Source organism: Streptococcus atopicus (assembly GCF_049166725.1).
GTDB lineage: Bacteria > Bacillota > Bacilli > Lactobacillales > Streptococcaceae > Streptococcus > Streptococcus hominis.
Genome location: NZ_JBMHFC010000009.1, coordinates 1 through 16,907, shown reverse-complemented (window position 1 = coordinate 16,907; position 16,907 = coordinate 1). Strand labels below are relative to the sequence as shown.

The following is a 16,907-nucleotide window of genomic DNA, read 5'->3' as shown; positions in this document are numbered from 1 at the left end:
GGACTTTTTCGTCTGTAACTAATCCAAAGATCTTTCTGTTCACTTTTCTTCCAAGCCAAAGTCACTAGTCAGCTTGGCAATGATTTCTCTAAGTAAACTTTTATTTACATCATATTTCACATCTTTATGGTCACGATTAAAAAGTAGGAGTTTTGCATTGATGAGCTTTTGAGTATGAAAAGAAACCGCTGCTCCAGTAATATCTAACTCTTCAGCAATCCGTTTGCTCTTAGCATACGGTTTAGCTAATTCTACCATAACATTATAGCGTGTGCTGTCACTAAGTACCTTGAGAACTGCGGCAAACGTATCCATATCCAGTTCTGTTCCGCTTTTAAGTAGTTGATCAATGCGACAAGAAACGATAAAATAATGACTCTCTTTCGGTTCTGTTTCACTGAAGTAAGATAAAAACTGCACCACCCATGGACTGACAACATACAGCCTAATAAATTGATTTTCTTTAAAATTCCAATCAAAATGAGACAGACTAGCAGACTCTGTAATGGTATCCTCCAATGAAAAGGATGCCGCATAAGCTCTACGTTCGGCAGTACTTTTTTCCAAGTAAGGCTGGTAAAGCGGAATAAGTTCCCGAGACAACTCTATTAACTCTTTCATAGCTTCAAGTGGCTTCCGATAAAATTGACTGAAATACCACTTAGTTTCTGATTTAATAGATGATGCTTCTAAATAATCCCAAAAATCTCCACTTTTAGCCATGTGCTCAGGACCTGTGTTTAAGAGATCTTTTAACTGTTCTCTTATCGCTTCGGCATCTAGCTGCAAACAATAGGCATGTACCGCTTCAACCGATTTGGGCATCAGCCCCTTATCTACCATCTCCAAATAGCAACTTTGCAGCAAGGTGATTCCATAACCAGTCAAATAATAGGTTTCCATTTTTTCCTTATAAGGTTGAAACAAAAGGCGAAGCTCCTCCATCACAGGAAAAACATCTTTTAAAAGCTCACGCTCTTTGCCGCTAAGGCTTTCGATAGTCTCTCTTCTATCCTGTATCAGAGTAGATAGAGAAAATTGCTCCATTAAATCACTTGCTTGTTCTGAATACTGTACTTCCACCATTATCTTTACTCCTTCTTTAGTGTTATCTTATCAAATTCACCCTAACAAGTAAACTGTTTGGAAAGCTATTGCATCACTTGTTTAGCATTTTTTCTGGGCACTTTCAGTGTATAAAAGAATAAAATTGATGATAATATTAAAAATAAGAAAGCAATTTGGGCTGATGACAAGAACGTTACCAAAACTGCTACCAGCATTTGACAAAGAACTAAACCTAATGTGGAAAAACTACTAATCCCCGCACTGATTGTCGCCAAACGCTCCTCAGGAAGTGATGAAATGACAAAAGCATTCATCTTCGGCTGAAAAATGCCTACGATAACCATTGTCAAAAAATTAACCAAGAAAATAATATAAATACTGTGGAGTAAAAAACCAATAAAGAGAGCAGGAGGCATGAATACGGAAATCTTCAGTAAAAACTCCATACTTACTTTTTTTAATAAGGTCGTTACCAAAACACTCCCCAAAATATTTCCTACCAAAGTTACAACTGTAACGGTTGCTATAGTTGTAGCTGGATTGATAAATACAAAACTGGGATTTTCTTTCATATTTAGGAGGAGCAGTGCATTCTCTGCTGCAAACACAGCATTTAAACCAGCAATGGTAAAAATAGAAGTCTTTAAGATGAAGATATTCTGAATAGTTTGATAAGATTGCTGCAAACTATTCCATGTATTTTTAATAAAATGTCTCTCTTCCTCACGATTCTCAACAGAAGAATGAATTGGATTGTCTTTGAGCAGTTTATTTAAACTAGGACGAAGTATCATCATTATCAAGGCACTAACTACAAAAGTTCCAGCATTAAAAAATGCAAGGTGTTGGTAACTCATCAGCCCAGCTAAAATTGCTCCACTGGATTGAAAGAGAATCTTTAGGATAGAGCTTGCTCCTTGACGAAAGGCATACATGGCTTCACGATCTTCCATTGGAATAATACGAAGGCTGAGTGGTATGTGCAAAGCATCTTCATATTGACCAGCTAGATCAGATAAAAGATTGACCAATACAGCTAAAATCACTACCCATAAAGCTGGCTGAAAGCCCATAGCCAGACCAATGAGCAGATATAGCCCTATCCGAAACAGAAGCGTCGCCAAAATCGTATCTACTTTCTTCTTAGTACGATCGCCCCACATGCCCATGAAAATCATCGTCAGAAAAGGCAAACTTTCAGATAAAGTCACTAAAGAGATTGCAAATTTTGCTTTTGGCAATAGCAGAACATAATTCATTAAAGCCAAATAATAGAGTACATCTCCAAAATTAGACAACATATCCGAGATGAAAGTTCCCATAAACAGTTTATTTTGCAATATTCGTTTCATTTTATATCCACTTTCTTTTTATTAAGCAATCACTTAATTTTTATTAAATATAATTATACGCTTAATTTTAAATAAGTCAATACTTTATTTTAAGTTTTATTATGGCTCCTCAAGAATCTCTTTTTTTAAGTATCTGACTAAAAGTTTTCAGGCACCTAAAAATCCGCTTAAAAACTAAGCGGATTTTATGCTTTATCCTAATTCTGCCACAATTTGCTTGATTTGTGCTGCTGTATGTACCCCAGCGACTTGTTTTACAACTTGACCGTTCTTTTTAAATAAGAGAGTCGGAATACTCATAATGCCGAATTGCCGTGCAGTAGTTGGATTTTCATCAACGTCTATCTTCACAATTTTCAATTCATCTTCTGGAATTTCTGCGGAAAGTTTTTCCAAAATAGGAGCTTGCATGCGACAAGGTCCACACCAAGTTGCCCAAAAGTCAATAAGAACAAGACCGTCCTTTGTTTCTGCTTCAAACGTTGCATCAGTAATAGCTTTTGTCATCATTTTACCTCACTTTTATTTGTATTGATTTAAATCTTGCTTCATTAAATAAAAGAAAACATCGCCGTAAGTCCCTTGGTAATCCAATTCGTGTCCATTAACAAGCAGCTTTTGAACCGGGTAATAATCTGCTACATTAATCAAGCAGGCTTGCTGCGATTGCTCAAATTCTTGATAGCTTTCAAACGTTATAACCCTCTCTTGCTTACTAGCATCCAAATAAGTGATTTCAATCATGGTCATTCTCCTTTTTATTATTCAATTACATTTGTAATTATTTTTATAAATACATTGTATCAATAGCTGTTACAACAGTCAAGGGATATGCTTACTCTGCCACATTTCTATTTCTAATGGTAGAAAAAAAGCTCTCATTTTCATGAGAGACTTTTAATTGAATTAACGACGAAGTCCGAGTGAGTTGATCAATTCACGGTAACGGTTAACATCGTTCTTACGCAAGTATGCAAGAAGGTTACGACGACGACCGATTTTTTTCATCAAACCACGGTAAGTAGCGTGGTCTTTTTTGTGTACTTTGATGTGTTCGTTAAGGTGGTTGATTTCCCAAGTAAGAACAGCTACTTGTACTTCAACTGAACCTGTGTCACCTTCGTGACGTGCATATTGTGCAATAATTTCATTTTTTTTCTCTTTTGAGATTGCCATGATAGACTCCTTTTCTTTACGCTTCATCCGAGTGTTAGGCTTGGCCCACCTAATACCAAGAAAAAGTTATTTGTCTTTAACGACATACTTATTCTACCAAGAAGGAAAGGTTTTGTCAAATGGGACATTCCGGCTTAGAGTTCTACACCAAAAATAGTGAGTTTTTCTAATTCTTCTTTTGTCAAACGACGGAAAGTGCCTAATTCCAAACGCTCATCCAGCATAAGCGGTCCCATAGAAAGGCGTTCCAAATCTGTTACCGTTTTTCCGCAAGCCTGAACCATTCGTTTTACTTGATGAAATTTTCCTTCAGAAATTGTAATCTCTACAAGAGAAGTCTGTTGCTCTTCATTTACTTTTACTATGGTCAACTTTGCAGGCTGACAGGTAAAGTCCGTGAGCTCTATTCCTGCTTCAAAATGCTCCACATCTTTTTCAGTTATAATCCCATCTACCTTTGCACGATAAACTTTTGCTACATGCTTTTTAGGAGACAACATCGCATGTGCCAAAGCACCATTATTGGTTAATAACAAAAGTCCGTGAGTGTCAATATCAAGTCGTCCAACTGGAAAAACTTCTTTCTGGCGTGCACTTTCATCTAACAAATTCAAAACTGTTTGATGGTTAGCATCTTCAGTAGCTGAAATGACTCCTTTCGGCTTATTTAAAAGATAATATACAAATTTTTCATAGTCCAATACTCGCTTATTGACTGAAATTTCGTCCTGATTTTCATCTATTTGAATTTTCGCAGATGTTTCTATTTTTCCATTAACCAAAACTTGCTTCTTTTTCAATAGGCGTTTGACTTCTGTTCGTGAACCAAGCCCCATTTCTACTAAAAACTTATCTAATCGCATCTTTTTCCTCATTTTGTTGATGAGTGACAAAAGCAGCTAAAATGGATACTGCTATCATGAGAACCCCTAGTACACTAAAAATAAAGGTTGGAACAGAAGAAATGCTTCCAATCAAGGATAGGACGAATGTTGATACTGAAGCACCACTACTGCAACCCAAGACAACAATCGCTATTGCGCGATTGACCAAATGGGCAGGAATTTTCTCTGATACAATATGAAATACAGCTGTTAGAGATACGCTATAAGCAAAACCAGCCAACAGAGCACTTAAACTTAAGAACCAAATGTGGCTCGAAAAACCAATCATCACTTGACTGAAACCAAAAACAATTCCCGTTACTGTCAATAAGCGATTTTTCAACATACTCACTAAGCTGGCAAAGCTAACGCCAGCTAGAATCCCGACAAGCTGCATACAGCTGAGAATTAAGCTCGCTGTTTCAGCACTTCCCATTTTATTCTGTAAGACAAGACTTGGAATACGTAAATTGATAGCGACATTAGTACACACAATCATTCCAGCTATAAAAGCCAACAATATGCTTAAATGCACTTGTTTTGTGGTCATTTTCTGAGCAGACTTGAGATGCTCATGTTTATCGACTTTGCTTTTTTCATAAGGAACAAACAAAAGATATAGGGCTAAAATAATAAAGCCAACTGTATAAACCAGAAAAGTAGTTGTCCAGCCAAAACGCAAGAGTTGCCCGACCGCTAAAGTCAACAAAGCCATCCCAACAACTTCTGCTGACCCACGGTAGCCCAACATCTGCACACGCTCTCTCCCTTGGAATCGCTCACTAATAATCGCAATTGCTCGAGGGTTCATCATACCTAGCCCTAAACCAAAAATAAATCGCGAAGCAAAAACGAGACCATAAGCTTGATTGAAAAATGGGATGAGGCCACAAAGAGAAAATAACAATAGCCCTAGTATAATCATTTGCCGCTCAGATAAGAAACGCTCTAAAATACTATTAAAAAGCAATAAAGACATAATCCCAATAGACGGCAAGGAGACTAATAACTCTACCTGACTAGAAGAATAATTCTTATAAAACTGAAACATTGCCGGTAAGGCGCTGGAAATTGAAAATGCCGTTGTCAACACAAATGATAAAGCCAGAATACTAGCCTTCTCCATGAATCTTTTCATCTTATCTTCTTTCTAAAATCACACTATCCCTATCATACAGTTTTTTATGAAAAGACGCAATCTGATAATCCACAAAGTTAAAGCAAACACCCCCTAAGTTGCTATTTTTATATCAACTTAAGGGGAAACTTTATAGGCTCTATAATTTCTGTAGTGGGTAACACCACCGCAGAGATTATGGAGCTATTTTTGTGTATACAAAAAGTCCCATATGACCTATAATGAAAAGCATCTAAACTACTCATTAGAAAGACTCATATGGAACAACTCGATTTTATCACAAAACTTCTTGGAATTGAAGACCAAAATATCAAAATAGACAATCTTTTTGATACCGGTACTCACAAAGAAATCCTGGCCCACCTTGACTATGATGCTCCTCCATGCCCTGCCTGCAAGGGACAGATGACCAAATACGACTTCCAGAAACCTTCTAAAATCCCTTATCTGGAGACAGCAGGATACAAAACCCTTATCCGACTCAAAAAGCGGCGCTTTCGCTGTAAGAACCGTGGAAAAATGGCTGTCACCGAAACCTCCTTCGTCCAGAAAAATCACCAGATTGCCGTCGCAGTCAAACAGAAAATCGCTCAATTATTGGTTGAGAAGCAAGCCATGACTGATATTGCCCACAGGCTCTCTATCTCAACTTCAACCGTCATTCGCAAGCTCAAGGAATTCAAATTTGAAACGAACTGGCAGAGACTGCCAGAAATCATGAGCTGGGATGAGTATGGCTTCAAGAAAGGGAAGATGAGCTTTACCAGCTTCTGCTCTTTCACTTTCAGGAAAAGCAAGCTAATCATTTCTTCGATCTGATTGAGGAGGTTATTTCTGATGTTCACCCAATTTTTCAGACAGTTTTTCGAACTTTTCTGAAGGACAGAGACAAGATTCTCAATGCCTTGGAACTGCCCTACTCCAACGCCAAGCTGGAAGCAACTAACAATCTCATCAAGGTCATTAAGTGAAACGCTTTTGGATTCAGGAACTTTGACAACTTCAAGAAACGCATTCTCATCGCTTTGAACATCAAAAGAGAGAGAACGAATCTCGTCCTCTCTCAATCTTAGCTTTTCATCAACCCACTACAGTTGACAAAGAGCCCAATTTGGTCAAATTGATAGGTTCTTAAAACTTCTACTAAAATGGTTTCTTTTGTTTTCGGAAAAACTGTCAATTTTAATTTTTTTGAACTTTTTAAATCTGTTTCTCCCAAAAGATAAACCGTATCCTTTGGAAAAGCTTCTTGTATAAACTCTTTGGTTACATATCCCGTATTTCCAAATAGTAGAATTTTCAATTTTTTGTCCCTCCTAAAAAGTAATTTATTTTGTTACTAATAATATTTTAGGTATCCAACTAAATATCATACATATTTTTGCTAAAAATATCAAGCAAAATAGACTAATTTTTTACTAATTTATTTCGTGTTTTCTCCACATATTTATTACACGCTATTTCGATTCCTTTCTTTCTCCTCTATTTTGTGTTATATTTATCATATACAAAGAATTTAATTTGGAATAAAAATCCATTTTTAGAACGAAGGAGAAAACATGTCTGTTATTGAAAAATTAACAAAACCAGCTCATTTGATTGATATGAATGACATCATTCGCGAAGGAAATCCAACACTTCGGGCAGTCGCCAAGGATGTCACCTTTCCACTTACCGAGCAAGAAGTTATCTTGGGTGAAAAAATGCTCCAATTTTTGAGGAATTCACAAGATCCTGTGATGGCTGAAAAAATGGGACTTCGAGGCGGCGTTGGTCTAGCTGCACCTCAGCTAGATCTGTCAAAGCGGATTATTGCCGTATTGGTCCCAAACCTGCCAGATAAAGAAGGCAATCCACCAAAGGAAGCCTATGCTTTGCAAACGGTTATGTACAACGCTAAAGTAGTGGCACATTCTGTTCAAGATGCCGCACTAGCTGAAGGGGAGGGCTGCTTGTCAGTTGACCGCGAAGTGCCTGGTTATGTCGTGCGCCATGCACGCGTCACTGTTGAATATTTTGACAAAGAAGGTGAAAAACACCGTATCAAACTCAAAGGATACAACTCAATCGTGGTTCAACACGAGATTGACCACACCAACGGCATCATGTTCTATGACCGCATCAATGAAAAAGAACCCTTCGCAATCAAAGACGGTATGTTAGTGATTGAATAATAAATAAAAGGGAATCTCTGATATAACAGCATTCCCAATTAAAATTTCTTTATAAAAGCACTATAACTCAAGAATACAAATAAAAAGAACAACTTTGGCTTCTGATAAACAGAAAATCAAGGTTGTTCTTTTTTGTAGTTATCGTGTGAATCTGTCTCAGACTCATGACTTTAGGATGACAAGCAATTTTAACGCAACTGCTATCGCACAAAACAAAGCACTATTTTGAGGTGGTAGATAGAACTTGTGAAGCAAGTCTCATCTTCATTCGCCTTTGAAACTCCAAAGAGTAATTTTGATGAAACCTTCGTTTTCTGCATTCACTATCTAAACAGTCTGAAAAACAGTTAAGTCGCCTTGTGGGGCGAGACTATACAGAACATTTTGTACCGAAGCCTTGAAATAAGAAAGCTGAGATTAACATTTTCAAATGTTAATTCCTTTGTGGGCGACTACACTAGCAATCGTAAGTATCGGTCTCAATCCTATTTTTAGAAGTCAGCTTCCCCTTTCCCAGAAAATAGCTAAAAGAATAATCGCTCCCAACACAGATGGAATAATCGCTGTATCTGACAGATGAGGTCCCCAATTACCAAAGAGCATTTGCCCAAGCCAAGCTCCAAACCAACCTAGTAAAATCTTGCCAATACAGCCCATTCGTTCTCCACGATTGGTGATTGCTGCTGCAATTAGACCAATAATGAAACCGACAAACATACTCCCAATCATTTAGTTATCCTTCCTGATTATTTTATTATTCTCACTTTTGCACTATTTTTATGCAAACAGCAGCTTTTCTTCTTTTTGGAAGAACAGGCACGACTTGCTAACACAGCCAAACTGACCAACGCCACCGAGGCAAGTACTACTTTTCCAGAAAATTCTAGTGAATAATGAAAATCTCTTAGGGCTTTTTTATCTTCAGCTGAAATCATTAACTTCATAATGTATCCTTTCTATTTGTAAATGGCTTACAAAGAACAACCGTAATCTATAAAATTTTGTAAAAAACTTTACAAGTAGTAAAATTTCCACTCTACTTTGACTATTTTAGTAGAACCTTTCAAAAAACAGCCAGCTACTCGCAGGAAGTCCTTACCATGAAAGAGCTGCAAAACCAATCATATTTTGCAAACAAACGAGCGAAAATTTTAGTCTAATGGCAACTGTCTCTGATGAAAGTTTCCCACATTCATCAAAAGAAAAGATCTTAGAATAAATCATCAAAGAGACTGAGCTGATTGTCTTCTGGCATATTGCCTAGAATCCCCATTTCATCCATTTTATCAACTAGAGTAGTGGATAAGCCACCGCGCTTGCGCAATTCGGTTTTTGAAAGAAACTCTCCTTCTGCACGCGCTTTAACCAATTGTTTTGCAACGTTGTCTCCCAAACCATCCATAGCAGAAAATGGAGGAATTAAGCTATCTCCGTCAATAAGAAATTCTGTCGCATCACTCTTATAAAGATCGAGTTTGCCAAATTTGAAGCCTCTTTCCAGCATTTCATTGACGATTTCTAGAGTTGTATAAAGGTCAATTTCAACATTGGAAGCTTCATTATTTTTGCGTTTTTCAGCGATTTCGTTCATCTTGCGCTTCACTGCATCTAGCCCACTACTCATGACTTTGATGTCAAAGGCTTTGGCACGAATAGAAAAGTAGGCACAGTAGTAATAAATCGGATGATGCACCTTGAAGTAGGCCACCCGCAAGGCCATCATCACATAGGCAGCCGCGTGAGCTTTGGGAAACATGTACTTAATCTTTCCACAAGATTCAATGTACCACTCAGGCACATTGTTTTCCTTCATGGCAGCGATATAGCCATTTCTCTCTTCATCAGAAATTTTGAGCCACATGCCTTTCCGCACCCGTTCCATAATGGTAAAGGACATCTTGGGCTCCAGCCCCTTGTGCATCAGATAGACCATGATGTCATCCCGACAACCGATAACAGTAGACAGGTCAGCAATTCCCTGCTTAATCAAATCTTGTGCATTGCCCAACCATACGTCAGTACCGTGAGACAATCCTGATAATTGAAGCAATTCCGCAAAGGTCGTTGGATGAGTTTCATCCACCATACCCCGCACGAAGTTGGTTCCAAATTCAGGAATCCCCAGCATACCAGTCGGCGTACCTATTTGCTCCTGCGTTACTCCGAGAACACCTGTCCCAGAAAAGAGAGCCATAACTTCTTGATCATCCATTGGAATTTCATTTGGGTCAATGCCGGATAAATCCTGCAACTTCCGAATCATGGTCGGATCATCATGACCGAGAACGTCAAGTTTTAGGACATTTTCATCAATATCATGGAAATTAAAGTGAGTAGTTTGCCACTCTGCCGTTAAATCATCCGCCGGATACTGAACTGGTGTGAAATCATAGACATCCATATAGTTTGGAATAACCACAATTCCTCCAGGGTGCTGTCCAGTCGTCCGTTTGACACCTGCTGCACCTTGCGCCAATCGCTCTACTTCTGCGTCACGGTAAAATTTATTGTAATCCCGCTCATACCCTTTCACAAAACCATAAGCTGTTTTGGCAGCGACTGTACCAACCGTACCAGCACGAAAGGCATATTCCTCACCAAAAATATCTCGGACATCCAAGTGAGCACTCGGTTGATCTTCACCAGAAAAGTTCAAGTCAATATCAGGCACCTTGTCACCATCGAAGCCAAGGAAGGTTTCAAAAGGAATATCCTGTCCATTTTTACTCAACTTATGTCCACAATGCGGACAATCTTTATCTGGCATATCAAAGCCTGAACCGTAAGAACCGTCCGTAATAAATTCTGAATACTGGCATTTGCCACAAACATAGTGAGGAGATAAAGGGTTTACCTCAGTAATCCCAATCATGGTCGCCACAAAACTAGAGCCGACCGAACCACGTGAACCCACCAAATAGCCGCGTTCATTTGAACGCTGTACCAACATTTGCGAAGCCAGATAAATCACGGCAAATCCATTCCCCAAAATGGAGGATAATTCCCGCTCAATTCGTCGGTCTACAATATCTGGTAGTGGATTTCCATAAATTTCAAAGGCTTTGGCATAAGTCATTTCAGCGACTTTTTCCTCTGATTTGTCAATAAATGGCGTATAGAGGTCACCTTTCACCACTTCAATCGGTTCAAAGGTTGCTGCCAATTGATTTGGATTGTCAATAACCACTTTGTGAGCTAATTCATCACCTAAGAAGGCAAACTCATCCAGCATTTCATTGGTTGTGCGGAAATGCGCTTTTGGAAGTGGAGCTGGTTGAGCATTTTCGCCATGTCCAATGGTACGATTAATCATTGCCCCTTGCCCTAAACTGCGGACGATAATTTCTCGATAAATTTCTTCTTCAGGCTCGATATAATGCACATCACCTGTAGCAAGAACAGGCTTGTCTAATCGATTTCCCACTTCAATCAAATTCTTAATAATGGTATGAAGCTCTTCGATATCCTTGACCTGCTCTTTAGCAATCAACGGTGCATAAATTGCTGGCGGCATGATTTCAATAAAATCGTAGTATTTCGCAACTTCTACTGCAGCATCAACACCTTGCGAAACAACCGCGTCAAACACTTCTCCTTCTGAACAGGCTGTTCCTAAAATTAAACCTTCTCGGTGCGCATCCAAAACTGTTCGTGGAATCCGCGGTACGCCCTCAAAATACTTTGTATTAGACAAACTGACTAATTTAAAAATGTTCTTCAAACCCGTTTGATTTTTTACATAAATCGTAGCATGTTTGACCCGCGCTTTTTTATAGGAGTTTTCATCCACCAAATCTGTGTTTAGCTTTTGCAAATTGGTAACGCCTCGTTTTTCTGCCGCATCGTTAATGAAAATAAAGAGTAGGCGTCCTGTCGCTTCCGCGTCATAATTAGCCATGTGATGATGATCAAGCGATACTTGAAAACGCTTAGTCAGTGGTCCCAAACCGTGACGCTTGTATTCTGGATAGAGATTGCGAGCAAACTCCAAAGTATCAATGACTGGCTGCGTAATTCGTGGAAGTCCATGCCGCTCATAATTGACATTCATAAATCCCACGTCAAAGGTAGCATTGTGGGCAACGAGTACCGTATCTTGGCAGAAGTCTTGAAATTCTTGCAAGACCTGCTCCAGCGGCTTCGCATTTTTGACATGCTCATCTGTAATCCCCGTCAGATCTGTCGTAAAAGCACTCAAAGGATGCCCCGGATTGATAAACTCGTCAAACTCGGCAATGACATTGCCCTTGTACATCTTACTTGCCGCGACCTGAATCAAGTCATTGTAAATAGCAGACAAACCGGTAGTTTCCACGTCAAAGACAACATAAGTGGCTTCCTTGAGCTCCATATCCACTTCGTTATAAGTAATAGGAACTCGGTCTTCCACGATATTAGCTTCCATGCCGTAAATCAGCTGAATACCTGCTTTTTTCGCAGCTTTATAACCATGCGGAAAGCTCTGCACATTCCCGTGGTCTGTAATAGCAACTGCCTGATGTCCCCACTTAGCGGCTGTCGCAATCAATTCCTCCACTTCTGGAAGAGCATCCATAGTTGACATATTGGTGTGCGCGTGAAATTCAATCCGCTTCTCACCTTCTGGCATCAAGTCTTTCCGCTCATAATGTGTCACTTCTTGCACATCTTGGACATTCATGGTCAAGTCATGCGTGAAGTTATTCATTTCAATATTTCCACGCACACGCAACCAAGAATTTTTCCTAATGATGTCAAATTTTTTGGCTTCTTCTTCGTTTTTAAACCATTTCTGAAGGGCGAAGCTAGAAGTATAGTCGGTCATCTTAAAGTTAATCAGCACACGCCCTGTGCGGGTAACTTTTTGCTCAAGATCAAAGACCATACCTTCAAAGACAATGCGATTTTCCTCGGTCTGGATGTCAATCATCTGCGTAATCTCTGCCTTGTCCAGCTTTGGTCGGGCAGCCGCTTTTCGTGCTTGAAAATCAGAATAGTTGGATTTTTCTTCAGCTGGTGGTGGGGCCATTTGTTGCAGCGCTTCGATAGCTTTTAGTGCCTCGTCATTAGCCGCTTGCACAATCTTTTCTTTTTCGACTTGGAAAGTTTCGACTTGTTGCTGAGTCAAGGCGTCACTTGCTTTGACCTGACAGTGAAAATGCGGAAAGCCAAACTTCACCAATTGCTTGGCTAAATTTGGCAAATGGATTTTCCGAAAATGCTCCGTATCAATACTGGAGGGTCCCTCAATCCAGAGCTGATCGCCGTCCGCATGCACCTTTAATTGTTGGTACATACTACGAAAGCCCTGACTGGCACAAGGTCCTTCTGTAAAAGCCTCTTTGTAATAAGCCTGCAACAGCTCCTCTGTAAAATCTTGATTGGCAGCCTTAATTTCAAAAATAGCTTGGTTGCCCGTCTTAGAAAATTCTTCATTTAAACGTTTTTTTAATTCTTGAAACAACTCAATGGGTAAAATTTCTCCAAAAGCAAACTGAAATTCCCAGACATGACTGACGGTATGCACTAAAACTTGCTCAATTTCTGCATGTAAAAAGGCACTTGATTGTCTCATATCAAGTGGCATATTGATTTGATTCATTAAAATTTCAAACGTAGATGACATCTTTTTTCCTCGTATGGTAATGAAACTATTTTACCATAAAACAAATGAATTTTCGATTAAAAAATAGATAAGGAATATCCCTCATTGTTTTTAATATAAACCAATCATCTCATCAAGGACGTCAAATGCTAAGCTTTTGGTTTCTCGGAACTTTGACAATTTTAAAACGAAAGTTCTCATCGCTTTGAACATCAAAAAAGAGAGAACCAATCTGATTCTCTCTCGCAGTTAGCGATAGGTTACCCACTACAGTTGACATTGAGTCTGTTTTCCCTTTTATTTTTTATATCCTTCTAATGCTTTTTGACGTTCTTCAGTTTGACCTTTCGCATCTAATTTTTTACCTTTATAAACAGTGCTTTCCCATGAACCGTACATTGGATTTGGGAAGATGATGAACTTTCCACCGAATTCGTTCTTTAATTCTTCTAATTTCTTACTACGTTCTTCTGCTGATGTTTTTGAGAAATCCGCAAAGTCAACGAGGTTATCACCTAAAAGCATGGCCAAATTCGTCGTTTCTTGTACTTTCTGACGGCGACCTTCTTTTGATTTCACACCTTTTTCTAAGAACATCAAATGGTCTTTCCCTTGTACTGGAATGCCTTCTTTTTCCAAATTCTTAATTGTCGCATCTACCTGACTCGCATCACGGTCAGAAACATAGTAGATTTGAACGCCGTTTTGATGTGCATACTGGAGAAATTCTTTGGCACCAGGAACCGCCTTAGCTGAAGCCTTTTTCACCCATGCATCCCAATTTTTAGGATTAAAGGCCGTACCGTCTTTGACATTTTGAACTTGATAAGGACTGTTGTCTAATACTGTTTCATCTAAGTCAAGAACGATTGAGTAAGGCTTATCTGTCGGTTTTTGCAGCAATTCTTTCAAACGATTCGTTGCAACATTATAACCTTGCAGGTACAGCGCTTTAGCTTCATCTGACTTTTGATACCAAAGAGTGGACATGGTATTTTCCCTTGACCGCAATTGGTCATAAGTCATGGTGACTTTACTGTCAGATGTGTTACTTTGCGCAGCCTTATTGTCTGTCGTCTTCGTTCCACAGCTGGTCAATAAAATAACCGAAGCAAGAGCAGAGAAAATTGTGATTGTGGCTTTAGATGATTTCATAAAACCAATCCTCCTAAAATTAATCTGTCAAAATTATAGCGCTTTCATATTAATTTTGCAAATTATCTGACCAAATGTAGGAGAAAAGTAGATTCGCAAAAAATGGTGAACTGTTGGAAAACTAGAATCCCTATACCACTTATTGTTGATTACAAGTCAAGAGCTTTTCATTATCTTTTCTTCAAGAAAGAAAAATAACTTAGTATTTATCCTTATTGCCTATAATAATACTGATCAGCAGGTTCATTTCCAATATTTTGACCGAGCAACAATCTTGGTCTGCTGGTATCCGATTCATCACCACACGGATTTTTAAAACCAATTTTAAATAAGGCAATCAGAGCCCCTGTATTACCCCATCGTATATTGAGTGTTGGAAACTTGGAAGTGGAGATTAAATTGGGAGAGATATTCTCATTTCTGTTTGTTTTTCCGTCTGCGCTTATAGTTATTTCTCTGCCTTCCTCATTCTTCCAGTATCCTGCCAAAGTCCTATAATCACCTTTCATAATGGCTACAATATCTAAATCTTGTTGATTAGGGGACTCTTTTTTACTCTCCTTGCTTGACTCAAAGAAATTCTTTTGATTTGCAAAAGCCATTTCATGGTTTGGGTTTCCATCAGACATAGTGATGGTAATCAGATGATTCTTTTTTGCTTTATATTTGAAAATACGTATCGTTATTGTAAAATCTGTATTTCCATCTGACTTTTTCATTTTATCCGTTGCAACTAAAGCATCCCCTTTCCGTTTTCCACTCTGTCGTAAATTGTCCTGAAACAGCACCATCAGGAGTCTGGTAGCCAATCGTCCATTGCTTACCATTCTGCTTACCATTCCTATCAAGTCGGGCTTTATCACCTGTATTGGCCATATAATCCCCTGTGATGTTAACTTGATTGTCAGAACTATCCGACAGCGAAGATGTTGTAAATGACGCCACTTGTTTTTCATTAGGAGTGCCATCTATCCTAGAATGAACAAGAAAATAGACTATGCTCCCTAAAACCAGTAGCAATACTGTACAGATCATAAATAAAAATTTATGTTTATCCCATTGATGATTCATTTAGCATGTCTCCAATAAAATATGTTATACCTAATATACCGTAATTATGCAACAAAGTAAAATAAAATAGTAAACATTAAACCTTCTAATACTTAACTTATCCCCTAGACGCCGTCATTCTAGTCAGTGTTGAGAAGACTGTTTATTCTAAAGAGATCGGACAAAAACGCCATTTTGGGGCATAAATAGATAACCAACGACACTATAAAAGGCTTAAAATCAAGGTTTATTTAAACCAGATTCTAAGCCTTTTTTGCTTTCATACTAATCTTTGCCCAGCCATTAAAACTCATTTTCTTACTATCCATTCACCCATTCACGTTTTTAAATGTGACTTTAGCTTCTGGATCAATACTCCTCACAATATTTGTATAGTAATGTTCTGCTGATTCTGTGATAAGTTTTTTATACTGCTTGATATACCCTTCTTGCTCCTTACTACTATGCCCTCTGGATACATATTCTCCCGTATCAATATTTTCGGTTGCTCCACTCAACAGCTGTCCTCTTGTATCATATAGTTTATATCGATATTTTGGATTATCTGGAACCTCTACTCCTATCACTTTATATTTAGGAATAGTTAATTCATACTGATGTTCCGCAAGTTTTCTAACCTTCACTGCTTCCTTAATCCCAAATTTAGCATTATAATTAAGAATAATAATAGCCTTCTTTATAGACAGTGGAATGCTGATATTAGTTCCAGGTATTTTCTTATCTTTCTCAATCGTTTCAACCCTTTGAATTCCGACATTTAAAAAGACACTTTCGTTGACTTTCTCTAGATGCGTGATTTGAGTATAAATCTGACTCCGCTCATCTGAAGCATTTTTCCCTTGGAAATACCCAATAATATTATAAGTTTTTGCGACGACAAAAAAAGTAGCAAGAACGGCTAACACAATCCAAACGTAAATCTTAGCCCCTAAAACTTTTTTTATGAAATTCTTCACTATTTTCATGTTCTATTTCCTCCGAATCAAAAATGCTATCCCTAGACTCATCACAGCGATAAAAGCTGCTATATAAGGATTCAGCGGAAAAAGAATGACAATCAAAAGCAACAAAACAAATGGTACAATTTTCCCTATTTTCATAATATAATTAAAACCTCTCCAGTACAAATTATATATATATATATATATAATTTGTCAAGTAATTTAATGCATTTTTATATGATAAATTGTAAAATATAGTGCAACAAAAAAACTCATAGCGTTTCATTGGTGTAAACTGTAAGTAACCACACAAACAGAACCCGAGGAAAAACTATGAGCTACTACCATCTTACCATAACTGACC

General features: G+C 38.3%; 16 protein-coding genes and 2 pseudogenes. 3 read left to right on the top strand and 15 right to left on the bottom strand.

Going from position 1 to position 16,907, the window contains the following annotated elements; genetic code table 11:
* Positions 1-39 precede the first annotated feature (39 nt).
* From ACOMA9_RS06805 to ACOMA9_RS06775, 7 genes are all read right to left on the bottom strand, one after another.
* Positions 40-1,086, bottom strand: a complete 1,047-nt coding sequence (locus ACOMA9_RS06805) for an ArsR/SmtB family transcription factor (protein WP_421424992.1) — start codon at positions 1,084-1,086, stop codon at positions 40-42.
* 65 nt (positions 1,087-1,151) lie between these two features.
* Complete coding sequence (locus tag ACOMA9_RS06800) at positions 1,152-2,420, bottom strand: MFS transporter (RefSeq protein ID WP_247906179.1); 1,269 nt, start codon at positions 2,418-2,420, stop codon at positions 1,152-1,154.
* 192 nt (positions 2,421-2,612) lie between these two features.
* Entirely contained in the window at positions 2,613-2,927 is a 315-nt protein-coding gene (gene trxA / locus ACOMA9_RS06795) for a thioredoxin (RefSeq protein WP_049514583.1), read from the bottom strand.
* Between the two features lie 15 nt (positions 2,928-2,942).
* Positions 2,943-3,164: a DUF4649 family protein gene (locus tag ACOMA9_RS06790; protein ID WP_003026254.1), complete on the bottom strand. Its 222-nt coding sequence runs from the start codon at positions 3,162-3,164 to the stop codon at positions 2,943-2,945.
* A 162-nt stretch (positions 3,165-3,326) separates the two neighbouring features.
* A complete protein-coding gene (rpsO, locus tag ACOMA9_RS06785) occupies positions 3,327-3,596 on the bottom strand; it encodes a 30S ribosomal protein S15 (protein ID WP_003026255.1) in 270 nt (89 codons plus the stop codon).
* Between the two features lie 134 nt (positions 3,597-3,730).
* Complete coding sequence (locus ACOMA9_RS06780; RefSeq protein WP_247906180.1) at positions 3,731-4,459, bottom strand: pseudouridine synthase; 729 nt, start codon at positions 4,457-4,459, stop codon at positions 3,731-3,733.
* Positions 4,446-5,618, bottom strand: coding sequence for an MFS transporter (locus tag ACOMA9_RS06775; RefSeq protein WP_004224639.1), 1,173 nt, complete (start codon positions 5,616-5,618; stop codon positions 4,446-4,448). Before ACOMA9_RS06775 ends, ACOMA9_RS06780 begins: the two co-directional genes overlap by 14 nt.
* Positions 5,619-5,876: 258 nt before the next feature.
* On the opposite strand from ACOMA9_RS06775, the pseudogene ACOMA9_RS06770 reads away from it, so the two are divergent.
* Positions 5,877-6,691: pseudogene (locus tag ACOMA9_RS06770) on the top strand (transposase).
* On the opposite strand, the gene ACOMA9_RS06765 reads toward ACOMA9_RS06770, so the two are convergent.
* Positions 6,688-6,921: a hypothetical protein gene (locus tag ACOMA9_RS06765; RefSeq protein WP_421424989.1), complete on the bottom strand. Its 234-nt coding sequence runs from the start codon at positions 6,919-6,921 to the stop codon at positions 6,688-6,690. The pseudogene ACOMA9_RS06770 and the gene ACOMA9_RS06765 overlap by 4 nt on opposite strands.
* A gap of 256 nt (positions 6,922-7,177) precedes the next feature.
* Between ACOMA9_RS06765 and def the strand changes: the two genes are divergently transcribed.
* A complete protein-coding gene (gene def, locus ACOMA9_RS06760) occupies positions 7,178-7,792 on the top strand; it encodes a peptide deformylase (RefSeq protein ID WP_003039413.1) in 615 nt (204 codons plus the stop codon).
* A gap of 498 nt (positions 7,793-8,290) precedes the next feature.
* On the opposite strand, the gene ACOMA9_RS06755 is transcribed toward def, so the two are convergent.
* The 3 genes from ACOMA9_RS06755 to ACOMA9_RS06745 all read right to left on the bottom strand — a co-directional run bounded on the left by ACOMA9_RS06755 (position 8,291) and on the right by ACOMA9_RS06745 (position 13,397).
* The gene (locus tag ACOMA9_RS06755) at positions 8,291-8,521 is read right to left on the bottom strand and encodes a GlsB/YeaQ/YmgE family stress response membrane protein (protein WP_003039588.1); all 231 of its coding nucleotides are present in this window, start codon (positions 8,519-8,521) and stop codon (positions 8,291-8,293) included.
* Between the two features lie 17 nt (positions 8,522-8,538).
* Positions 8,539-8,736, bottom strand: a complete 198-nt coding sequence (locus ACOMA9_RS06750; protein WP_003039358.1) for a hypothetical protein — start codon at positions 8,734-8,736, stop codon at positions 8,539-8,541.
* A gap of 266 nt (positions 8,737-9,002) precedes the next feature.
* Entirely contained in the window at positions 9,003-13,397 is a 4,395-nt protein-coding gene (locus ACOMA9_RS06745; RefSeq protein ID WP_330945444.1) for a PolC-type DNA polymerase III, read from the bottom strand.
* 99 nt (positions 13,398-13,496) lie between these two features.
* Here ACOMA9_RS06745 and ACOMA9_RS06740 point away from each other — a divergent pair.
* Positions 13,497-13,629, top strand: a pseudogene (locus ACOMA9_RS06740) (ISL3 family transposase); the annotation flags it as partial.
* A gap of 44 nt (positions 13,630-13,673) precedes the next feature.
* Here the strand turns inward: ACOMA9_RS06740 and ACOMA9_RS06735 are convergent.
* The 4 genes from ACOMA9_RS06735 to ACOMA9_RS06720 form a co-directional block, all read right to left on the bottom strand.
* The gene (locus ACOMA9_RS06735) at positions 13,674-14,531 is read right to left on the bottom strand and encodes a 5'-nucleotidase, lipoprotein e(P4) family (protein WP_003037792.1); all 858 of its coding nucleotides are present in this window, start codon (positions 14,529-14,531) and stop codon (positions 13,674-13,676) included.
* Between the two features lie 212 nt (positions 14,532-14,743).
* Complete coding sequence (locus ACOMA9_RS06730) at positions 14,744-15,250, bottom strand: DUF6287 domain-containing protein (RefSeq protein WP_421424986.1); 507 nt, start codon at positions 15,248-15,250, stop codon at positions 14,744-14,746.
* 1 nt (position 15,251) lies between these two features.
* A complete protein-coding gene (locus tag ACOMA9_RS06725; protein ID WP_421424985.1) occupies positions 15,252-15,602 on the bottom strand; it encodes a hypothetical protein in 351 nt (116 codons plus the stop codon).
* Positions 15,603-15,910: 308 nt separating this feature from the next.
* Positions 15,911-16,567 (bottom strand): DUF4230 domain-containing protein, encoded by a 657-nt coding sequence (locus ACOMA9_RS06720; protein WP_270737118.1) that lies wholly within the window; start codon positions 16,565-16,567, stop codon positions 15,911-15,913.
* Positions 16,568-16,907 lie beyond the last annotated feature (340 nt).